Source organism: Photobacterium aquae, assembly GCF_001029445.1.
Lineage (GTDB): Bacteria > Pseudomonadota > Gammaproteobacteria > Enterobacterales > Vibrionaceae > Photobacterium > Photobacterium aquae.
This window is the reverse complement of the sequence record NZ_LDOT01000036.1, coordinates 1-13,586: the sequence shown is the minus strand read 5'-3', so window position 1 is coordinate 13,586 and position 13,586 is coordinate 1. Positions and strand designations below refer to the sequence as shown.

The following is a 13,586-nucleotide window of genomic DNA, read 5'->3' as shown; positions in this document are numbered from 1 at the left end:
ACAACCGGACAACCGCGGGGGATCCGCAACAACAACCCACTAAATATTGAGTTCAGCACCCGCAACAACTGGCGCGGCCAAGTGGGCAGCGATGGCCGTTTTTCCATCTTCGAGGATGACAAATGGGGCTTTCGTGCAGGTGCCAGGATCCTTCGCAGCTACCAAAAACGTGGGATCAACACCATTCACAGCATCGTGCACACGTTTGCGCCCAGCCATGAAAACAACAGCGACCATTATGCCGATATGGTGAGCCGTTGGTCAGGGTACGACAAACACCAGATGGTCGATGTTCGCAACGATACCGTGGCCGCCAAGATCATCAAGGCAATGGCACGGATGGAAGTTGGCAAGAAATACGCATTCAACGAAGTCATGGAAGGAGTGGCACTGGCATGACAACCCAAAAAGCCGTCACTACGGTGGCGATCAGCGTCACGGGCATCGTAATCGGTGCCTATACACTCAAATACCTGCGTAAAAAAGGATGGTTATGATTAATTTCAAGGAATCGAGCACCAAAACAGGCCTGATCTTGTTGGGCAGCGTTATCGCTGGCGTTTTTACTGGCAATAGCGAGCTGGTCACCGTGACCGTTGGCGAATCCGGCGCCCAAATTGGCGGAGCCATTCCGGCAGTGGCCGCCGCGATCATCGGCGTGTTTGACACGTTGCGCAAAGAAAAAGGCTAGGGGGCTTGTGTGGGGGAACTGATTAAACTGTTTTCCGAATTGGGGGTTACGCCCCCAACTCTAATTATTTGTTATTTGCTTTTTCGATCGGTCAAAGCGCACGAATCAGTGCTTGATGAACTAAAGCGTATGTTAGCACAACACGAAAAGAGAATTATAAGGTTAGAAGTCAAGTCAGATGACTGATATTGATTGCAAATTTAGAAAAAAATGTCTTGAAAAAAAGACAGATAACCATATGATTTGCTAAAATCTAAATAGTGAATCGAGTAGTTTATTTTGGCAAAAATTGTAGTTAGAAGTGAAAAACAGTTCCTTGATTTTGTGCTTAGTCAGCCAACATTAGAAGACATACATAATGTAAGGTTCAGTGGTTGGCCATCAATTGATATTTATATCAAAGGTGACAGTAAACGTTATGATGCGTCATTACCTACTGGACTTATGGAAGGTATTGTTGAATTACAACACTCTTTAAACAAAGGTTTTCGCTCACTTCGCTATAATAACCAGTATACAAAACTTAAACAGGAAGAGAAAAAACAGTTAGAAACTGTTTTTACGGTTAAGAAAGGATCAACTGACGCGAAAGCAGATGCATCTGGTATCGTAAACGGTTTGTTAGATAAATCGGATATAATATTTAAAAATATGGATGGTCAACAATCTCTTATTGCTTTGAGTGTTATTGTTCTTGCAACGGCTGGTTATTTTGCATTTAGACATTTTCACACTCAAAAGACTGAAAGGCACTCGACAGAGGAGCTAACTCGACATTTGGACGTTCTTAGGCAGCAGAATTCTGATAGTCAGCAGGCAATGGTTAAGTTAGCTGAGGTTATAAGAAACACTGATACGTCATCTAACATGTCAATTTTTACCAATTCAATGAATCGTGGTTATGAAAGTGTTGGTCGTCGGGTCATTGATGCTGAAGAAGTGAGACTTGGTCAAAATCACTTTAGTGGCTCAGATGTTCAAAACCTGAAATTAAGAAACCGAAATGAAACATGCTATAAGACTTTAGATGAGCCTTTGATTATACATGGTTGTAAGAGCAAAGGAGATAATAAGGTTTTTTATGTTGAAATGTGTAATAGCTCAACTGAATTTCAATTAATCCTTGATTCTTTCGCCTCAGAAGAAGATTGTGAGAAATTAATTGATTCAATGAAACCATCGGGATCAGCTTCTTTGCCTGTAAAATTTAAAGCGAAATTCATAAATGGAGAGCTCAAGGAAGGCAGGTTTGAAGGATTTTATTAAGCGTAAAAAGCCCGCATTTGCGGGCTTTTTTGTGTTCAAAGGCGAGGGATGCTAGGTGGCATTTCGACGCTTGGCGACTTTCTCTTGGTACTCGCGGTAGGCTTTTTTCTTCTCCTTGCTGATCGTTTCATGCAATGGCGCATTGATGCGGCGGCCGCCACGGAACGGCAGCGGTGTAACCACATTGCTGCGTACTGGGATATAATCCAGTTCGTAAAGGCGTTTCAGGGCATGGTATTCGTCGTTGCGCAGCACCCAGCCGTCCAATTCCTTGGGACTGAAAACGCGATTTTCCGGGGTGATGATGATGCAGCGGCGTTCGCAGACCCGAAAGCCTTGCCAGCGGGTGTCGTCGGGGAAATAGCCACGGGCACGGATGATAAGCAGTTTCTCGGCCATCGGGTTGACGTTGATTTGGCCGGTTAGCCAACGTTTGACGGTGATATCTTTCACGTTGAACCAAGCCGCGCCTTCGGAAATAGACTCGAATTGGCGCCAGAACATCCTAACAAACGGTAAATGCAGCATGATAGACCTCACATTTTTCATCACGGTGTTAATGGTTTTTTCGATTGATGCTCCATAGAACAATTGATGATAACGATTGAGCACGTTTGGCATGTCTCACGCTCATAAATTGCCAAATGGACGTGATTATGTGTACAACAGATGCGAACCCTGTGAAAACCCAAGTTTCTAACCTTAACGGACTGTTTCCAGAGCTTTTTATCGTAAAAAACGATTAAGTTTCCCGCGTGACTCAGCCAGCCGCTTTTACCCCAAATTCCGACCCCTTAGTGCGCATTATGGCACTTTATGTTAAACCAAGCGCATATGGGGGTATAATGTTTTGCTTTAGAAACATGCGCAAAACTAACAAACCAAGACGAATTACAGATAATTTAATCTTTCGAAAATACAAATGCGGGTTAACAAGGGAAGAAACGGCAAAATTATGTTTTAAAACTGTGAGAACCGTCACGGAGTGGGATAAGGGAAGACCTATACCTCCAGAGTGCAAAAGGCTAATGAGGCTCTATTCTGGTCGAGCACTTGATCCGTTGAACGTTGAATGGCACGGTTGGAGAATTAAGCGTAATGAACTCATCACACCAAATGGATGGACACTAAACCCTGACCGAATTATTGCAGGAAACGCACTGCTTGAAATCAATAGCGACGATGATCGGAAAAACAAATCGATACTATTAAGAGCAGCAAGATCAATTCAAAAAATACGTTATAAATAAAAAAGCCCCGGTGAGGGGCTTTACTATTTGTTATGTAACTATGTACATGGCGATTGTCAGTAAACGTTGCTTAGTTCCCACAATACCGACTTACTGCATGAAAAAATTTTGTGAAGCGTTAAGAGAGTTTCTTTGTTCTTCAGTTAGAATTGACTTGAAAGCCTTAGCTGTTTCCATTTGTTCATATGAAAACCCAAACTCTAGTAATGCAACTTTTGTAGAATCTATCGAATCAAGGGTTTCAGAACGATTATACCTACCATTTAACAAATCATTAATATTACAATAAAGAGAACAAGCCCCCCAAAGAATATTCCTTACTGCTCTCAGGTTGTAATAGTGATCTTCGGTAATATCATGCAGAAAATTGCTAGACATAGTTTTGATGTTAATGAGTTCTTCAGGTATTCCACGAACTAAATGACGCTCATCTATAGACAACAAAACTAGACACTCTTTATAAAAATCCTTCAGAAAGTCTAAATCAAATTTGTTTACTATTGGAACTGGTATCTGAGAAATATTCTCATTAATATCGACTTGAGTTTCTAAAGTATATAACAACTTAAAATGCTCTATTGCTATCGATTTCAAGTACAATCTGCAATCAGAAAGTTCTGTATACAACACCTTTTTGTTTTTTAATGATGACAGATAAGAATCCCACTTCCTCATCAAAGGAGTAAAAAGGATACCAAGTACAAAAACTCCCAGGGTTGTTAAGGGTGCCAAATTTATACTTTCGTTCATATAATGACCTCAATTACTATACACAATAGTATAATTGGATTAACTCTCATTCTTCCCAATTTCTTTATATACTATATTGGCTTAATTTTCTGACTAAAACTCTTTTTAGTCAATACGTTATAAACAATCACATAGCCAAAATCACAGAGATTCTATTATGCCTATCTATCACTGGGTATAACCAAGAATGCTATTAATATTAAGCCAAAAATATAAACCCAAAACTTTCACCCCGTATTACTAGACGGGGTGATAGCCTCAGCACCTCTTTTGGCGTCGCAAAGTGTAGATAGCATCAAATTGGCGTTCATAATCAGCCTTTTTGCGCTTGCTGGCATGGTCATACTTTCGAACGATATCGGAATTTTTCAGCTCAAGAGCCTGACAGCTTAAATGGGAATAGCTTCTGATATAACTTTTAACTGACTTAGCCATTGCTGGGGTACTGGTACAAAGCAAAGCTAACAACATCAATGTGATACGCATAAAATCACCTCCGCCATAAAGGTAATTAATACGGAAAAAAGATAAAACAGCAGGACAAAGTTTTTCGACGCGCTTCACGCTATAGCTGATTTGTCTTGCGACGATCACCCGTGACATTCGTTATAACTATGAAGCAAACCAGATAGAGCGGCCTAGCAGGAAAGGGGGATTTAAGTTTTCTGATAATTTAGGTGGGCAGCTCCGCACGGCCAGACAGGAACTTGATGATGCTATTGGTGACGGTGCTTAGTATGCCTAGCGGCATAAGAAAACGGAGGACGCCCGGCTAGGCGTCCTCCGAGGTTCAGCCTCCATTCTCGCCCGCCTTGCCAGGCTATCCGATAAAGGCCGTGGCTAATTCATTGCCTTGAAGTTGTTCTTTGCGATTGGGTTGAATTAATTGGGGGGATTTTTGCGGATAGTCAACACGAGGGCGACAAGCAACAAAACTAGACTGTTCACCATAGACAACCACTACACCACAATGATCAAGAACGACGAAATGATAACCGAGTTGACTCAATATTTTGGAATCAATATATTTGGACTTGCCACTATCATCAATCGATTCAAATAAAATCATTTCATCTTTCAATTCACCATCAATGAATTGCTGAACACCTGACACATAAAGATGAGTAAATGCATAAGGCCAAACTAATTGGGGATTATCTAGACGACCGTTATCAAACCGCGCATGACTAACCTTAATAACAGAATTACTATCACCCATACTATTATCTTGCGTAACAGTCGGAATAGTAACGGCCATATTTTCCGCCATATTGGCTTGAGCATTGCCATTATGGGTAACATTAACCTGGTGACTTTCGATAGGTGCTTGCCCAGACGATAGTGAATCATTATTAGCCGTGTTATAACCATAAATACCACTCCCGATACTGTAAAGGCCATAGGCTAGGGCAGCAGCTGCCATCCATAGCTTTGGATTTTTATAAATAGATGCTGTTACGCCTGCTTTGGTGATCCCGCCCGTGGCCGTTGACTGATAGAGCAAGTGAACCGCCACTGGTACTTTTTTCACTTGTACCGCATCCTCTTTGGCAGGCTTAATGGTTGTGCTGCGCGGGTCATGTTCAAATAGACGAGTGCGACGCTTGAACCCCAATCCATCACGGCTTTTGTGGGCAACGGCCATTTCAGCCACGGATTTCATTTCATCACTGATTTTTTTGATGTTTGGGGTACACAAGACAATGTCCCAATTGTATTTTCGGTGACGCTGGAATGATTCGCTAAAGTCAGCCGGCATCACCACGTTGCCATGCTCATCAACAACGCGCTCGCCAATATCATCAATATAGGTGTCGGTTGGTTTGAATTTATCAAGCACTCGTTTATAGAACCCCAAGAACTCATCGGGCAAGTCATCGGCAAACGCATCAACCCCTTGGTATAGGTTTTTCTCCATCACAAAACCTTGAGTTTTGGTGTAAATATCCTGCGCCTCATCTATCAGGACAAATGCACCAAGCGGAACCCAATTATACCAATGCTGCCAGAGTTTTTTGCCTTTGCTTGTTTGGGAGCTAATACGAAAAAGCCGGGCCGTGATGGGGAAGCGCTCACCCAATAATCGTTCTATTTCATCCAATGTTTTCATGCCTTCGACATTGGTAACAACCACACGACCTTCACGCAATGCGGGGAGCAGCTCGAACCAAACAGCATAAGATGATTTGTAAGACCCGGCGGGGCCATGTCGGATAATAACAGCCATTGTTACCACCCCATGAAATTGAGGACAAAACGAGTAACAGCAGCTTCAAGCAAAATAGTAATTGCACGCAATGCGCCGAACGCTTGAAAAATTCCCCGTTGTTCCGCTGGCAATGAACTAACAGCATCAGAAACCAACGAATCAATACCCAAATTACTAATCAAAGCCTGCGCAATGCCATAAGCAAATTCCATCGTTTGCAACATCAGATAGAATTTCACATAAACGGCAAACTCTATCAAATAAGCAAAGATACGCTCAATAAAGTTAGGAGAGTGCTCGATAAAGGCACCAATGCCATTAAAAACATCAGCCGCCCAATCAATCAAAGCATTGTATGAATTAAGATTATTCCCCCCGTCACCACCAGAAGGAGGATTGGTCGGGGCGGGGGTCTCAGTAGTTGGAGGTGTAGCTGAATCACTGGCATGAACATGATTACTAAATGTTATTGCCGCACAACACAATATCAAAGAAAACAAAATATAAAATTTCATCATGGCACTATCTCCGTGTGACAATTAAAAAACCCGCAACAGAGGCAATCAGAATCAAAATAGACGACACATCAGGCGCAACTCTGTTAAGCAAATCATTTTCAACATTCACCGACTTCCCGTTATGATTAAGCGTGAAACGAACTGGCTCAACAGAACCACCGGAACCATATTGGGGAACGTTGAATAATTTCTTAAATTCATCAACCTTCTTTGTGATATCTGCTTGTACTGACTCAATTTTCTTTTTCACATCTTCAATATCTTTTTTATCCAACGTTTCCTTAAAAGGGTCTTCTATTTTACCAGGCACTCCGGGAGCACCATCGCCTTCACCTTCACCTTCACCTTCACCTTCGCCTTCACCATCGCCGTCACCATTACCAGAGCCACCACCCGGACCGGGGTCAGGGTCTGGATTTGGGTCAGGGTCTGGTTTCCCATCACCATCACCATCAGGATTGGGATTAGGGTTTACACCATCGCCGTCACCATTACCCGAACCGCCACCACCACCTTCACCATCACCATCAGTCGAACCGTCACCAGTTCCATCACATGACGTCCCCGTATATACAGCTTGATAAGTACATTGAGGAATACCTGAATCACCAAATTCAATACAAACAAATGGCTGCTTTCGGCGCACAACAGCTGTGCATCTTTTCACACAGACATAATGACCTTCAGCCCCTTGAGGCCCCGTTGATTCAGATGCAACTTCACCCGCAACTCGACTGCAACGATCAACACACTCAGTTGCTGGATACGGAGGAACTTCTGTCCCATCCGGACATAATTCAATAGGCGCAACAAACTTGATATTAACCGCCATAAATCCCTCATGGGCAGACTCACAACGCCTAATATCAGCCTGCGCATTTGGGTGATTTTTCCGCACTTGGGGTAGACGTTTTTCAACATATTCTTCACAGCCACCGGGATATTTTTTCAAATTCAAATATCCACTTATCCCTGAATCAACAACCCGCCAAGTAATTTCAGCCGACATACAAACAGTTGAAAAAACAAGAAATAACAATAATAAGTATCTCATTACCAACCCCACAAAAAAGGGAGCCTTATCAGCTCCCCGTTCCTTGGCATCCAATCAGTGGGTGATTACGCCACTCTTAAAACCTTCGATGAATGCCATCCCGAAGGCAATGGCGAATAACACATCCGCCGGAGCAAACACGGGTTAACGCTTGCTAAGCAGGTTGACCACCATCATTACGCCGAACACAGCCGCCGCCAGCGTAATCAGACCACCAGTTGTCATTTCAATCATGTTTTTGCCGCTAGAAATCGCACCCTGAATGGCCGCAGTGTTACCGCCAGCACCTTCGGCAAACGCCGAACCAGATGCCAACACCAATGCACCACCAACAATTTTGTTGCTATGAGAAACTGCGAACTTGCGAACTTGGTTAAAACGTTTCATAGACATATTTCCTTTTATGCTTTGCCCATTAGGCGGAGTACACGGCCAATTACATGGCCTGCAATAAATGCAAACAACAACGCACCGAGAACCATCGAAAAGGTCTCCTGACTAAATTGTGTTTGCGGGTTGGTTACAACGTCACTCGGTTCTAAAAACACCACACCTTGACAGGTATCCGGTGGCGTATCAGTCATCATGCCGTTGTGAATACATTTCATCGCTAATCCCCAAATCACCGGATATACGGCAGGATATATTTGTCATATACCCAAATCGGCAACTGCTTGCCCGCTTGGCACTGATAGGTGTAGTAGCGGATAAAGACGTCATGGTCTTTAAGCGGCAAATAAAATTCGGGAATTGGCTGCTCCATATCAGACTCCGTTAAGCCGTTGGCTTGTTCTGATTTTCTAACGCTGGAAACCCCAGAAGGCTCCAACCACTGAATGACACATGCTTACCACCATCACCAGCAAATGACCGCTCAGTATGCTGAATCTTATATTCAGCCTTCTTATCAATGAGTTTTTTCAAGTCAGCACCACCGCCGAGCGAATCCCAAAGGTCAGGGGAGACCCGGCATTCAATCACTTCTGACGGTTGAAATAGCTGTAGACGCACAATTCCAGAATCACGGGATTCACCCGTAGAAGTATTGGTGTTGGTTTTCTTTTCGATATCGTCCAAATCATTAATGCGGGCGGTAACAATCATGGTTTCGTCCTTTTAGTGACAGTTATTGACACAAGTCCAAGGGGAGCTATCGCTCCCGGTAGTCGCTTCGCGTCCGGAGTCCACACGCGCGCCAAAACCGGAAGTGGCAAACTCGCTTTCGTCAAAACAGTAGGCATTGAGATCATCAAGCCTGTCGAGATATTGCTGATATTGCGCATATTGCTCATCAGCCATGCGGAGGTATTCCTGCTCGCGTTCCAATGCATCAAACACATCGGTAACACCAGTCATGATGCGCTTAGTACCACGCAGGAAAATCTCCTTGTTTTCGGTTTTCCAATTACGGGTGCGGGTCGCTAAATAGGCCGCACGAAATACCACACCAACAACACGCGCCCCAGAAACATCACCATAGCGGGTAATACACGGTTTCATCTTGGTATGTTCCTCGCCATATTCATCAATCAGCTTTTCCATAATTTGCGGAACGCTATAGCAAGGCTTAACGGTTTGGTCATCGCGGCGAACAAATACACCGCCCATAGCAAGGCAGAACGCCTCCCAATCTGACGAATCGGCTGCGCGGCGTATATTCTCCAACGTCAACCATTCACCATTGTCCAAATTTTTAAACACGGTATCGTCCTCTGTGAATTCTTCTCTTAAGCGGCGCATCTCACGCCAAACCGTCACGGACGGGCCACCGATAAATTGAAACTGGCGAATACCGTTAACACGAGCCCATGTAACAACACGTTCAGCTGCACTAATTCCGTCCAGCTCGGTAGCAACATCAGCCTGAATATGCTGGCCGTCGATATTCTTAGATAGGTACTTGGCGACATAGCCCACAGCAGAACCTTTCTTCCAATCAATCGCTTCTGATTTAAATCGGTACTTTTTGGCTCCGGCCTCGTTTGGGGTATCGGCCATCGCTGACTTGCGGAATAATCTTGTGACTGTTTTGCGGTGTCGTTCTTCCATAAAAAACAACACATGCCAATGAGGGCAGCCGTCAGCATGGGGCTCAACCACGCGCAGGCCATATACTTTAATTTCGGCCTTATCCAAAGACTTGCGGAAATCCTCAAACATACCAGTCATGTAGTTATGGGCATCGCGAGTCGTTGGCCGACCAGCATCAACCCATGCCTGATTGACTTGGCCATTAGAAACCGAATGAAAACGGCTAGGGCAGGTTGGGGTATAGAACATAGCCACATGACCACTTGCCTTGGCAATATTCTCAAAACCCTTCAAGCGCACAAACATTTCCGCACGGCGAATATCAGGATTGGAAACGGATTTATTGGACAGCTCATACAACGAAAACCAGTTATCCATATCATCCTCATCATAAGCAACGGTATTACGGAGGATTTCGGCATTGTCTTCATCACGTTGCCTACGCCGCTTGAGAGTGTAATCAGAACAATATGCCTGACCATACTTGTGGACTAATGTCAGGTCACGGGCAACATTTTCAATTTCACGCAATGCACGTCTACGCAGCGTACGACGCCACCAAATCTCATTGCAGGCACGATTAACAAGGCTACGTAATTCACCTTTTTCAAGCTTCTCCTTATAAACGGCCTCGCTAAAAGCAATGCCGTAATCATCAAGAATGTCTTGAACACGACTGAATGCAGTATGAACATCATCAATCGCGGCTACTTGGCGCATGACAAAGGCAGACTTGGCCTTGGCAAAGTCGCATATTTCCTCATCGGTAGAGGTATAGCGGAATTCCAACCGACTTAAACGTTTGTCAGCAGACTCCAATGCCCGCAAAGCCTCCAAATGACCCACTTTTTTTGCCATCTTGGTATAAGCACGGGACATAACAGGGGAAAAATCACGATGCATACGAATAAGCCGCATCACATCCAAACACGGTGCGACAAATGAAGGCTCAATATCATCAGATACATCCAGTGAATAAATTGACTGTGATATGACCTGACGATTTAGATATGACTTAACATAATCGGTATTAGGTCGGGTATGATCCACGAAGTCTGGCAGACGACCGCCATTCTTAATATCCGGCTTAACGTATGAAGTAGCCAAAGTTCGAGCGGGCAGGAAATTTACATATTCCTGAGTATTTGCTGCCAAATCATGAACAAGGATTCGTTCCATTTTGGCGTGGGGATAATTATCAACTCGCAAAGTCATGGTCACGCATCCTTACCAGTTGCCATCAAGCGTTGCGATAAAGCCAAGTTGGCAAGCAGAGCGAACGGTCATGTTTGATGCAGATGATGCCAGACCAGGCACAAACGTAACTTGAAAAGAGGTTTTGTCATCAGCCTCGATAAATAGCCCTGACGCATCAGCATCAATCGCTGGTAGCATATATGACAGGGCAGATTTCAAGCTTAATGTGGAATTGGTATCTTGAGTTGAAGTTGCCATATGTGCCTCTATGCTTATTTGTTCCCATTTGAGGTAACTATAATTACCAACAAAGGTAACTTCAAGATACCGTCGATGGTAACTAAAGGGCTAAAATGGATAAAACTTTGGAGGGTTTATGTATCAGGCAAAACTACTAGACAGCTACAAAACCGCGAAAAACTACATACAAGATAAGCAAATTGCGGCTGATTTAGGGTTACCAAAATCCAGAATATCCGAATTCAGAAGCGGTAAGCGTTATATGTCTGATATACAAGCGGTTTTTCTTGCCCAAGAATGCAATATTGACGTCAAAGAAGCATTGGTAGGCATTCACGCTGACCGCACACAGAATAGCAGCATCAAAGCTATATGGGATGAAATTGCAAAAAAGCTAAATAGCCAAGGATTTCAATCATTTGGGATTGGGTTCTCCGCAATTTCCTTGGCTGGGATTGGCGGGATTAGAGTAATTACTCAGTGCGCATTATGTACCATAGGGTTAAGTTAGACAGCGCTGACTAGACAGGGCGACCCTCGGATAAAGCGTTGATTAGACGGGGGTTTCTATATTTATCTTCCAGTAGTCCGTAAACTACATTTTGATCATTAATTCCAAGCAAATCAGCCACTTGGAATGCCATATCCCAATCCATCGAGTTTAGTTCTTTACGCCACTTATACAAACGCGACTCACTGACACCAAGTTTTTTGGCAAGTTTGTATTCAGAAGTCAGGTGGAATCTGGCTTTAACCTCATCCAATAATTCATTTGTGTAAGTCATCAATACACCTAAACCCGGGGATAATGTTTCAATAATAGGCGATCAAAATGATCATTCCCATACCCGCGGTCGAGTTGTGTACAACTTTAAGTTAGGTAAGAATTGATTGCGTACACACACTTGCTTGTATGGGGATACAGACATGGAAAAAGTCAAAAAGCCACTCAATCCAATTCATCAGCCTTGCCCGGATATATTCGATGGGGTCAATTTCGATAAGACTCTCACTGAAAATTCATTGAGCGTTGTTAAGTCACTTCGAAAGCGTTTTGGTTTCACCAAGAACACCGCAAGCCTCAATGGCTGCTCCGATTTTCGTTATAGCCGCCCGTTTCAAGTCCAAGCCCGCCGTCTAATGATGTTTAAAGGGGGTATCCGATGAACACTATTAATTTTGAAAATGCTGTAATTCTGGATACGGAAACAACGGGGTTAGATTCAAATGCTGAAATCATTGAAATCTCGGTGATTGAGGCATCAACGGGTAATGTCCTGCTTGATACTTTGGTTACACCAGTTCAACTCATTCCTGCTGAAGCTATTGCCATTCATGGTATTAGCAATCGCAAGGTTTCCGGTTCTCCAATATTTCCGAAGGTATTTAGACAACTATTGGAAGTTATCGAAAACCGCGATCTGCTGATTTATAACGCTAGCTATGATATGCGTTTAATTCGCCAGAGTATGAAGCGTTATGGCATTGATGTATTTCCATTTAGAACACAGTGTGTCATGGAATGGTATGCCGAGTTTTACGGAGATTGGAATGACTATCACGGTAACTATAAATGGCAAAGCCTGACTGATGCCGCCTATCAGCAAGGGATTGATATTTCAGATCTAAAGGCACACCGCGCATTGGCTGATTGTGAAATTACTCGCCGTGTTGTTATGGCTGTAAATCAGCAATTGGAGGGGCAATCATGAGCAATGTATTCAGTGATATTGAATGTGCGGTAGCACTATCTGAAGCCATCTTTCTAATGAAAGAAGAGATCATTCGACGTGAAAAAGCGGTTAAACATTTCCAAAGTCGAGACAAAGAAGAATCCCTAAATATCGCAGAGAGTAACTTATCGAATGCAAATAAAAGTCTCGCTATTCTTGAGAAAATGAAACGTGAGGCAATCTCATGCCCATGACCACATCAATTCAATGGTATTCCAATGCCGGGGCACAGGTTAATAAGCCGCTACCGTTTCAGCCCCAAGCTAATTTTTATCGCGCCGTTGCTCAATGCGTAGCATTCGCAGGTAATGAGCCAACCTATATGCGCCCAGTGATGGCAATTATTCCGGTGGATGCAAACCGCCGTTTGGTGGTGACCGTATGATTATTTCAAACCCAATCCCTAAGCAAGTGACCAAAGCCCCCAAGTTGGGGGCGGCGGTTTCCTCGCTGCCATTGCATGAGGCTGCGGTTCCGCTTAATACCACATTGGTTGCGGATTTCATGGCGCAACATGCACTTGATGAATGGAATAATTCAATGTCGCTTGTTCGTTATCACCGATTGCATGGTGACAGAACGTTGGTTGCGCATTTCCTAAAAGAGTCAGCAGAGTTTCGCCGGGTCTATATTGCCTTTGCCAAGGC

General features: G+C 43.7%; 23 protein-coding genes. 10 read left to right on the top strand and 13 right to left on the bottom strand.

Annotated features, from left to right (window positions below):
- From ABT56_RS24280 to ABT56_RS20305, 3 genes are all read left to right on the top strand, one after another.
- The coding region (locus ABT56_RS24280) for a virion protein (RefSeq protein WP_047880752.1) at positions 1–399 on the top strand (399 nt) is incomplete at its 5' end.
- A gap of 94 nt (positions 400–493) precedes the next feature.
- Positions 494–691, top strand: coding sequence for a hypothetical protein (locus ABT56_RS20310; RefSeq protein ID WP_240478370.1), 198 nt, complete (start codon positions 494–496; stop codon positions 689–691).
- A 279-nt stretch (positions 692–970) separates the two neighbouring features.
- Entirely contained in the window at positions 971–1,957 is a 987-nt protein-coding gene (locus tag ABT56_RS20305; RefSeq protein WP_047880750.1) for a hypothetical protein, read from the top strand.
- 51 nt (positions 1,958–2,008) lie between these two features.
- Here the strand turns inward: ABT56_RS20305 and ABT56_RS20300 are convergent, their stop codons facing one another.
- Positions 2,009–2,485, bottom strand: a complete 477-nt coding sequence (locus tag ABT56_RS20300) for a phage protein (protein WP_047880756.1) — start codon at positions 2,483–2,485, stop codon at positions 2,009–2,011.
- Positions 2,486–2,763: 278 nt separating this feature from the next.
- Here ABT56_RS20300 and ABT56_RS20295 point away from each other — a divergent pair, with 278 nt between their 5' ends.
- Complete coding sequence (locus tag ABT56_RS20295) at positions 2,764–3,207, top strand: DUF3653 domain-containing protein (protein WP_084722436.1); 444 nt, start codon at positions 2,764–2,766, stop codon at positions 3,205–3,207.
- A gap of 90 nt (positions 3,208–3,297) precedes the next feature.
- On the opposite strand, the gene ABT56_RS20290 is transcribed toward ABT56_RS20295, so the two are convergent.
- From ABT56_RS20290 to ABT56_RS20245, 11 genes are all read right to left on the bottom strand, one after another.
- Complete coding sequence (locus ABT56_RS20290) at positions 3,298–3,957, bottom strand: hypothetical protein (RefSeq protein WP_047880749.1); 660 nt, start codon at positions 3,955–3,957, stop codon at positions 3,298–3,300.
- Between the two features lie 258 nt (positions 3,958–4,215).
- The gene (locus ABT56_RS20285; RefSeq protein ID WP_157037939.1) at positions 4,216–4,560 is read right to left on the bottom strand and encodes a hypothetical protein; all 345 of its coding nucleotides are present in this window, start codon (positions 4,558–4,560) and stop codon (positions 4,216–4,218) included.
- A gap of 217 nt (positions 4,561–4,777) precedes the next feature.
- Positions 4,778–6,184, bottom strand: coding sequence for a zonular occludens toxin domain-containing protein (locus ABT56_RS20280; RefSeq protein ID WP_047880747.1), 1,407 nt, complete (start codon positions 6,182–6,184; stop codon positions 4,778–4,780).
- A 2-nt stretch (positions 6,185–6,186) separates the two neighbouring features.
- Entirely contained in the window at positions 6,187–6,684 is a 498-nt protein-coding gene (locus ABT56_RS20275; RefSeq protein WP_053062588.1) for a DUF2523 family protein, read from the bottom strand.
- Between the two features lie 4 nt (positions 6,685–6,688).
- Positions 6,689–7,738, bottom strand: coding sequence for a hypothetical protein (locus ABT56_RS24450; protein ID WP_157037938.1), 1,050 nt, complete (start codon positions 7,736–7,738; stop codon positions 6,689–6,691).
- Between the two features lie 144 nt (positions 7,739–7,882).
- On the bottom strand, positions 7,883–8,125 hold the full coding sequence (locus ABT56_RS20265) for a hypothetical protein (protein WP_047880745.1): 243 nt from the start codon (positions 8,123–8,125) through the stop codon (positions 7,883–7,885).
- A 14-nt stretch (positions 8,126–8,139) separates the two neighbouring features.
- Positions 8,140–8,346: a hypothetical protein gene (locus ABT56_RS20260; protein WP_047880744.1), complete on the bottom strand. Its 207-nt coding sequence runs from the start codon at positions 8,344–8,346 to the stop codon at positions 8,140–8,142.
- A gap of 14 nt (positions 8,347–8,360) precedes the next feature.
- The gene (locus ABT56_RS24115) at positions 8,361–8,501 is read right to left on the bottom strand and encodes a hypothetical protein (protein WP_157037937.1); all 141 of its coding nucleotides are present in this window, start codon (positions 8,499–8,501) and stop codon (positions 8,361–8,363) included.
- Between the two features lie 11 nt (positions 8,502–8,512).
- Positions 8,513–8,842 (bottom strand): hypothetical protein, encoded by a 330-nt coding sequence (locus ABT56_RS20255; RefSeq protein WP_047880743.1) that lies wholly within the window; start codon positions 8,840–8,842, stop codon positions 8,513–8,515.
- Between the two features lie 12 nt (positions 8,843–8,854).
- Positions 8,855–10,984: a replication endonuclease gene (locus tag ABT56_RS20250; protein ID WP_240478369.1), complete on the bottom strand. Its 2,130-nt coding sequence runs from the start codon at positions 10,982–10,984 to the stop codon at positions 8,855–8,857.
- Positions 10,985–10,996: 12 nt separating this feature from the next.
- Positions 10,997–11,224 carry a hypothetical protein gene (locus ABT56_RS20245; RefSeq protein ID WP_047880742.1) on the bottom strand — a complete coding sequence of 76 codons (228 nt, stop codon included), beginning with the start codon at positions 11,222–11,224 and terminating at the stop codon, positions 10,997–10,999.
- 118 nt (positions 11,225–11,342) lie between these two features.
- On the opposite strand from ABT56_RS20245, the gene ABT56_RS20240 reads away from it, so the two are divergent.
- Positions 11,343–11,717 carry a DUF3693 domain-containing protein gene (locus tag ABT56_RS20240; protein WP_047880741.1) on the top strand — a complete coding sequence of 125 codons (375 nt, stop codon included), beginning with the start codon at positions 11,343–11,345 and terminating at the stop codon, positions 11,715–11,717.
- A 10-nt stretch (positions 11,718–11,727) separates the two neighbouring features.
- Here the strand turns inward: ABT56_RS20240 and ABT56_RS20235 are convergent, their stop codons facing one another.
- Entirely contained in the window at positions 11,728–11,991 is a 264-nt protein-coding gene (locus ABT56_RS20235; RefSeq protein WP_047880740.1) for a transcriptional regulator, read from the bottom strand.
- A gap of 142 nt (positions 11,992–12,133) precedes the next feature.
- Here ABT56_RS20235 and ABT56_RS20230 point away from each other — a divergent pair, with 142 nt between their 5' ends.
- The 5 genes from ABT56_RS20230 to ABT56_RS20210 form a co-directional block, all read left to right on the top strand.
- Positions 12,134–12,373 (top strand): hypothetical protein, encoded by a 240-nt coding sequence (locus tag ABT56_RS20230; protein WP_047880739.1) that lies wholly within the window; start codon positions 12,134–12,136, stop codon positions 12,371–12,373.
- Positions 12,370–12,918, top strand: a complete 549-nt coding sequence (locus ABT56_RS20225; protein ID WP_047880738.1) for a 3'-5' exonuclease — start codon at positions 12,370–12,372, stop codon at positions 12,916–12,918. Before ABT56_RS20230 ends, ABT56_RS20225 begins: the two co-directional genes overlap by 4 nt.
- Positions 12,915–13,133 (top strand): hypothetical protein, encoded by a 219-nt coding sequence (locus tag ABT56_RS20220; RefSeq protein WP_047880737.1) that lies wholly within the window; start codon positions 12,915–12,917, stop codon positions 13,131–13,133. Before ABT56_RS20225 ends, ABT56_RS20220 begins: the two co-directional genes overlap by 4 nt.
- A complete protein-coding gene (locus ABT56_RS20215) occupies positions 13,130–13,324 on the top strand; it encodes a hypothetical protein (RefSeq protein WP_047880736.1) in 195 nt (64 codons plus the stop codon). Before ABT56_RS20220 ends, ABT56_RS20215 begins: the two co-directional genes overlap by 4 nt.
- Positions 13,321–13,586, top strand: a 266-nt coding sequence (locus ABT56_RS20210) for a hypothetical protein (protein ID WP_047880735.1), incomplete at its 3' end; no start/stop codon positions are given. The genes ABT56_RS20215 and ABT56_RS20210, both read left to right, overlap by 4 nt.

What these genes read in the sequence shown, in the direction of transcription:
- ABT56_RS20310 (WP_240478370.1), top strand. Translation starts at nt 494, where the DNA reads ATGATTAATTTCAAGGAATCGAGCACCAAAACAGGCCTGATCTTGTTG.
- ABT56_RS20300 (WP_047880756.1), bottom strand. Translation starts at nt 2,485, where the DNA reads ATGCTGCATTTACCGTTTGTTAGGATGTTCTGGCGCCAATTCGAGTCT.
- ABT56_RS20295 (WP_084722436.1), top strand. Translation starts at nt 2,764, where the DNA reads ATGGCACTTTATGTTAAACCAAGCGCATATGGGGGTATAATGTTTTGC.
- ABT56_RS20290 (WP_047880749.1), bottom strand. Translation starts at nt 3,957, where the DNA reads ATGAACGAAAGTATAAATTTGGCACCCTTAACAACCCTGGGAGTTTTT.
- ABT56_RS20285 (WP_157037939.1), bottom strand. Translation starts at nt 4,560, where the DNA reads ATGTCACGGGTGATCGTCGCAAGACAAATCAGCTATAGCGTGAAGCGC.
- ABT56_RS20280 (WP_047880747.1), bottom strand. Translation starts at nt 6,184, where the DNA reads ATGGCTGTTATTATCCGACATGGCCCCGCCGGGTCTTACAAATCATCT.
- ABT56_RS20275 (WP_053062588.1), bottom strand. Translation starts at nt 6,684, where the DNA reads ATGATGAAATTTTATATTTTGTTTTCTTTGATATTGTGTTGTGCGGCA.
- ABT56_RS24450 (WP_157037938.1), bottom strand. Translation starts at nt 7,738, where the DNA reads ATGAGATACTTATTATTGTTATTTCTTGTTTTTTCAACTGTTTGTATG.
- ABT56_RS20265 (WP_047880745.1), bottom strand. Translation starts at nt 8,125, where the DNA reads ATGAAACGTTTTAACCAAGTTCGCAAGTTCGCAGTTTCTCATAGCAAC.
- ABT56_RS20260 (WP_047880744.1), bottom strand. Translation starts at nt 8,346, where the DNA reads ATGAAATGTATTCACAACGGCATGATGACTGATACGCCACCGGATACC.
- ABT56_RS24115 (WP_157037937.1), bottom strand. Translation starts at nt 8,501, where the DNA reads ATGGAGCAGCCAATTCCCGAATTTTATTTGCCGCTTAAAGACCATGAC.
- ABT56_RS20255 (WP_047880743.1), bottom strand. Translation starts at nt 8,842, where the DNA reads ATGATTGTTACCGCCCGCATTAATGATTTGGACGATATCGAAAAGAAA.
- ABT56_RS20250 (WP_240478369.1), bottom strand. Translation starts at nt 10,984, where the DNA reads ATGACTTTGCGAGTTGATAATTATCCCCACGCCAAAATGGAACGAATC.
- ABT56_RS20245 (WP_047880742.1), bottom strand. Translation starts at nt 11,224, where the DNA reads ATGGCAACTTCAACTCAAGATACCAATTCCACATTAAGCTTGAAATCT.
- ABT56_RS20240 (WP_047880741.1), top strand. Translation starts at nt 11,343, where the DNA reads ATGTATCAGGCAAAACTACTAGACAGCTACAAAACCGCGAAAAACTAC.
- ABT56_RS20235 (WP_047880740.1), bottom strand. Translation starts at nt 11,991, where the DNA reads ATGACTTACACAAATGAATTATTGGATGAGGTTAAAGCCAGATTCCAC.
- ABT56_RS20230 (WP_047880739.1), top strand. Translation starts at nt 12,134, where the DNA reads ATGGAAAAAGTCAAAAAGCCACTCAATCCAATTCATCAGCCTTGCCCG.
- ABT56_RS20225 (WP_047880738.1), top strand. Translation starts at nt 12,370, where the DNA reads ATGAACACTATTAATTTTGAAAATGCTGTAATTCTGGATACGGAAACA.
- ABT56_RS20220 (WP_047880737.1), top strand. Translation starts at nt 12,915, where the DNA reads ATGAGCAATGTATTCAGTGATATTGAATGTGCGGTAGCACTATCTGAA.
- ABT56_RS20215 (WP_047880736.1), top strand. Translation starts at nt 13,130, where the DNA reads ATGACCACATCAATTCAATGGTATTCCAATGCCGGGGCACAGGTTAAT.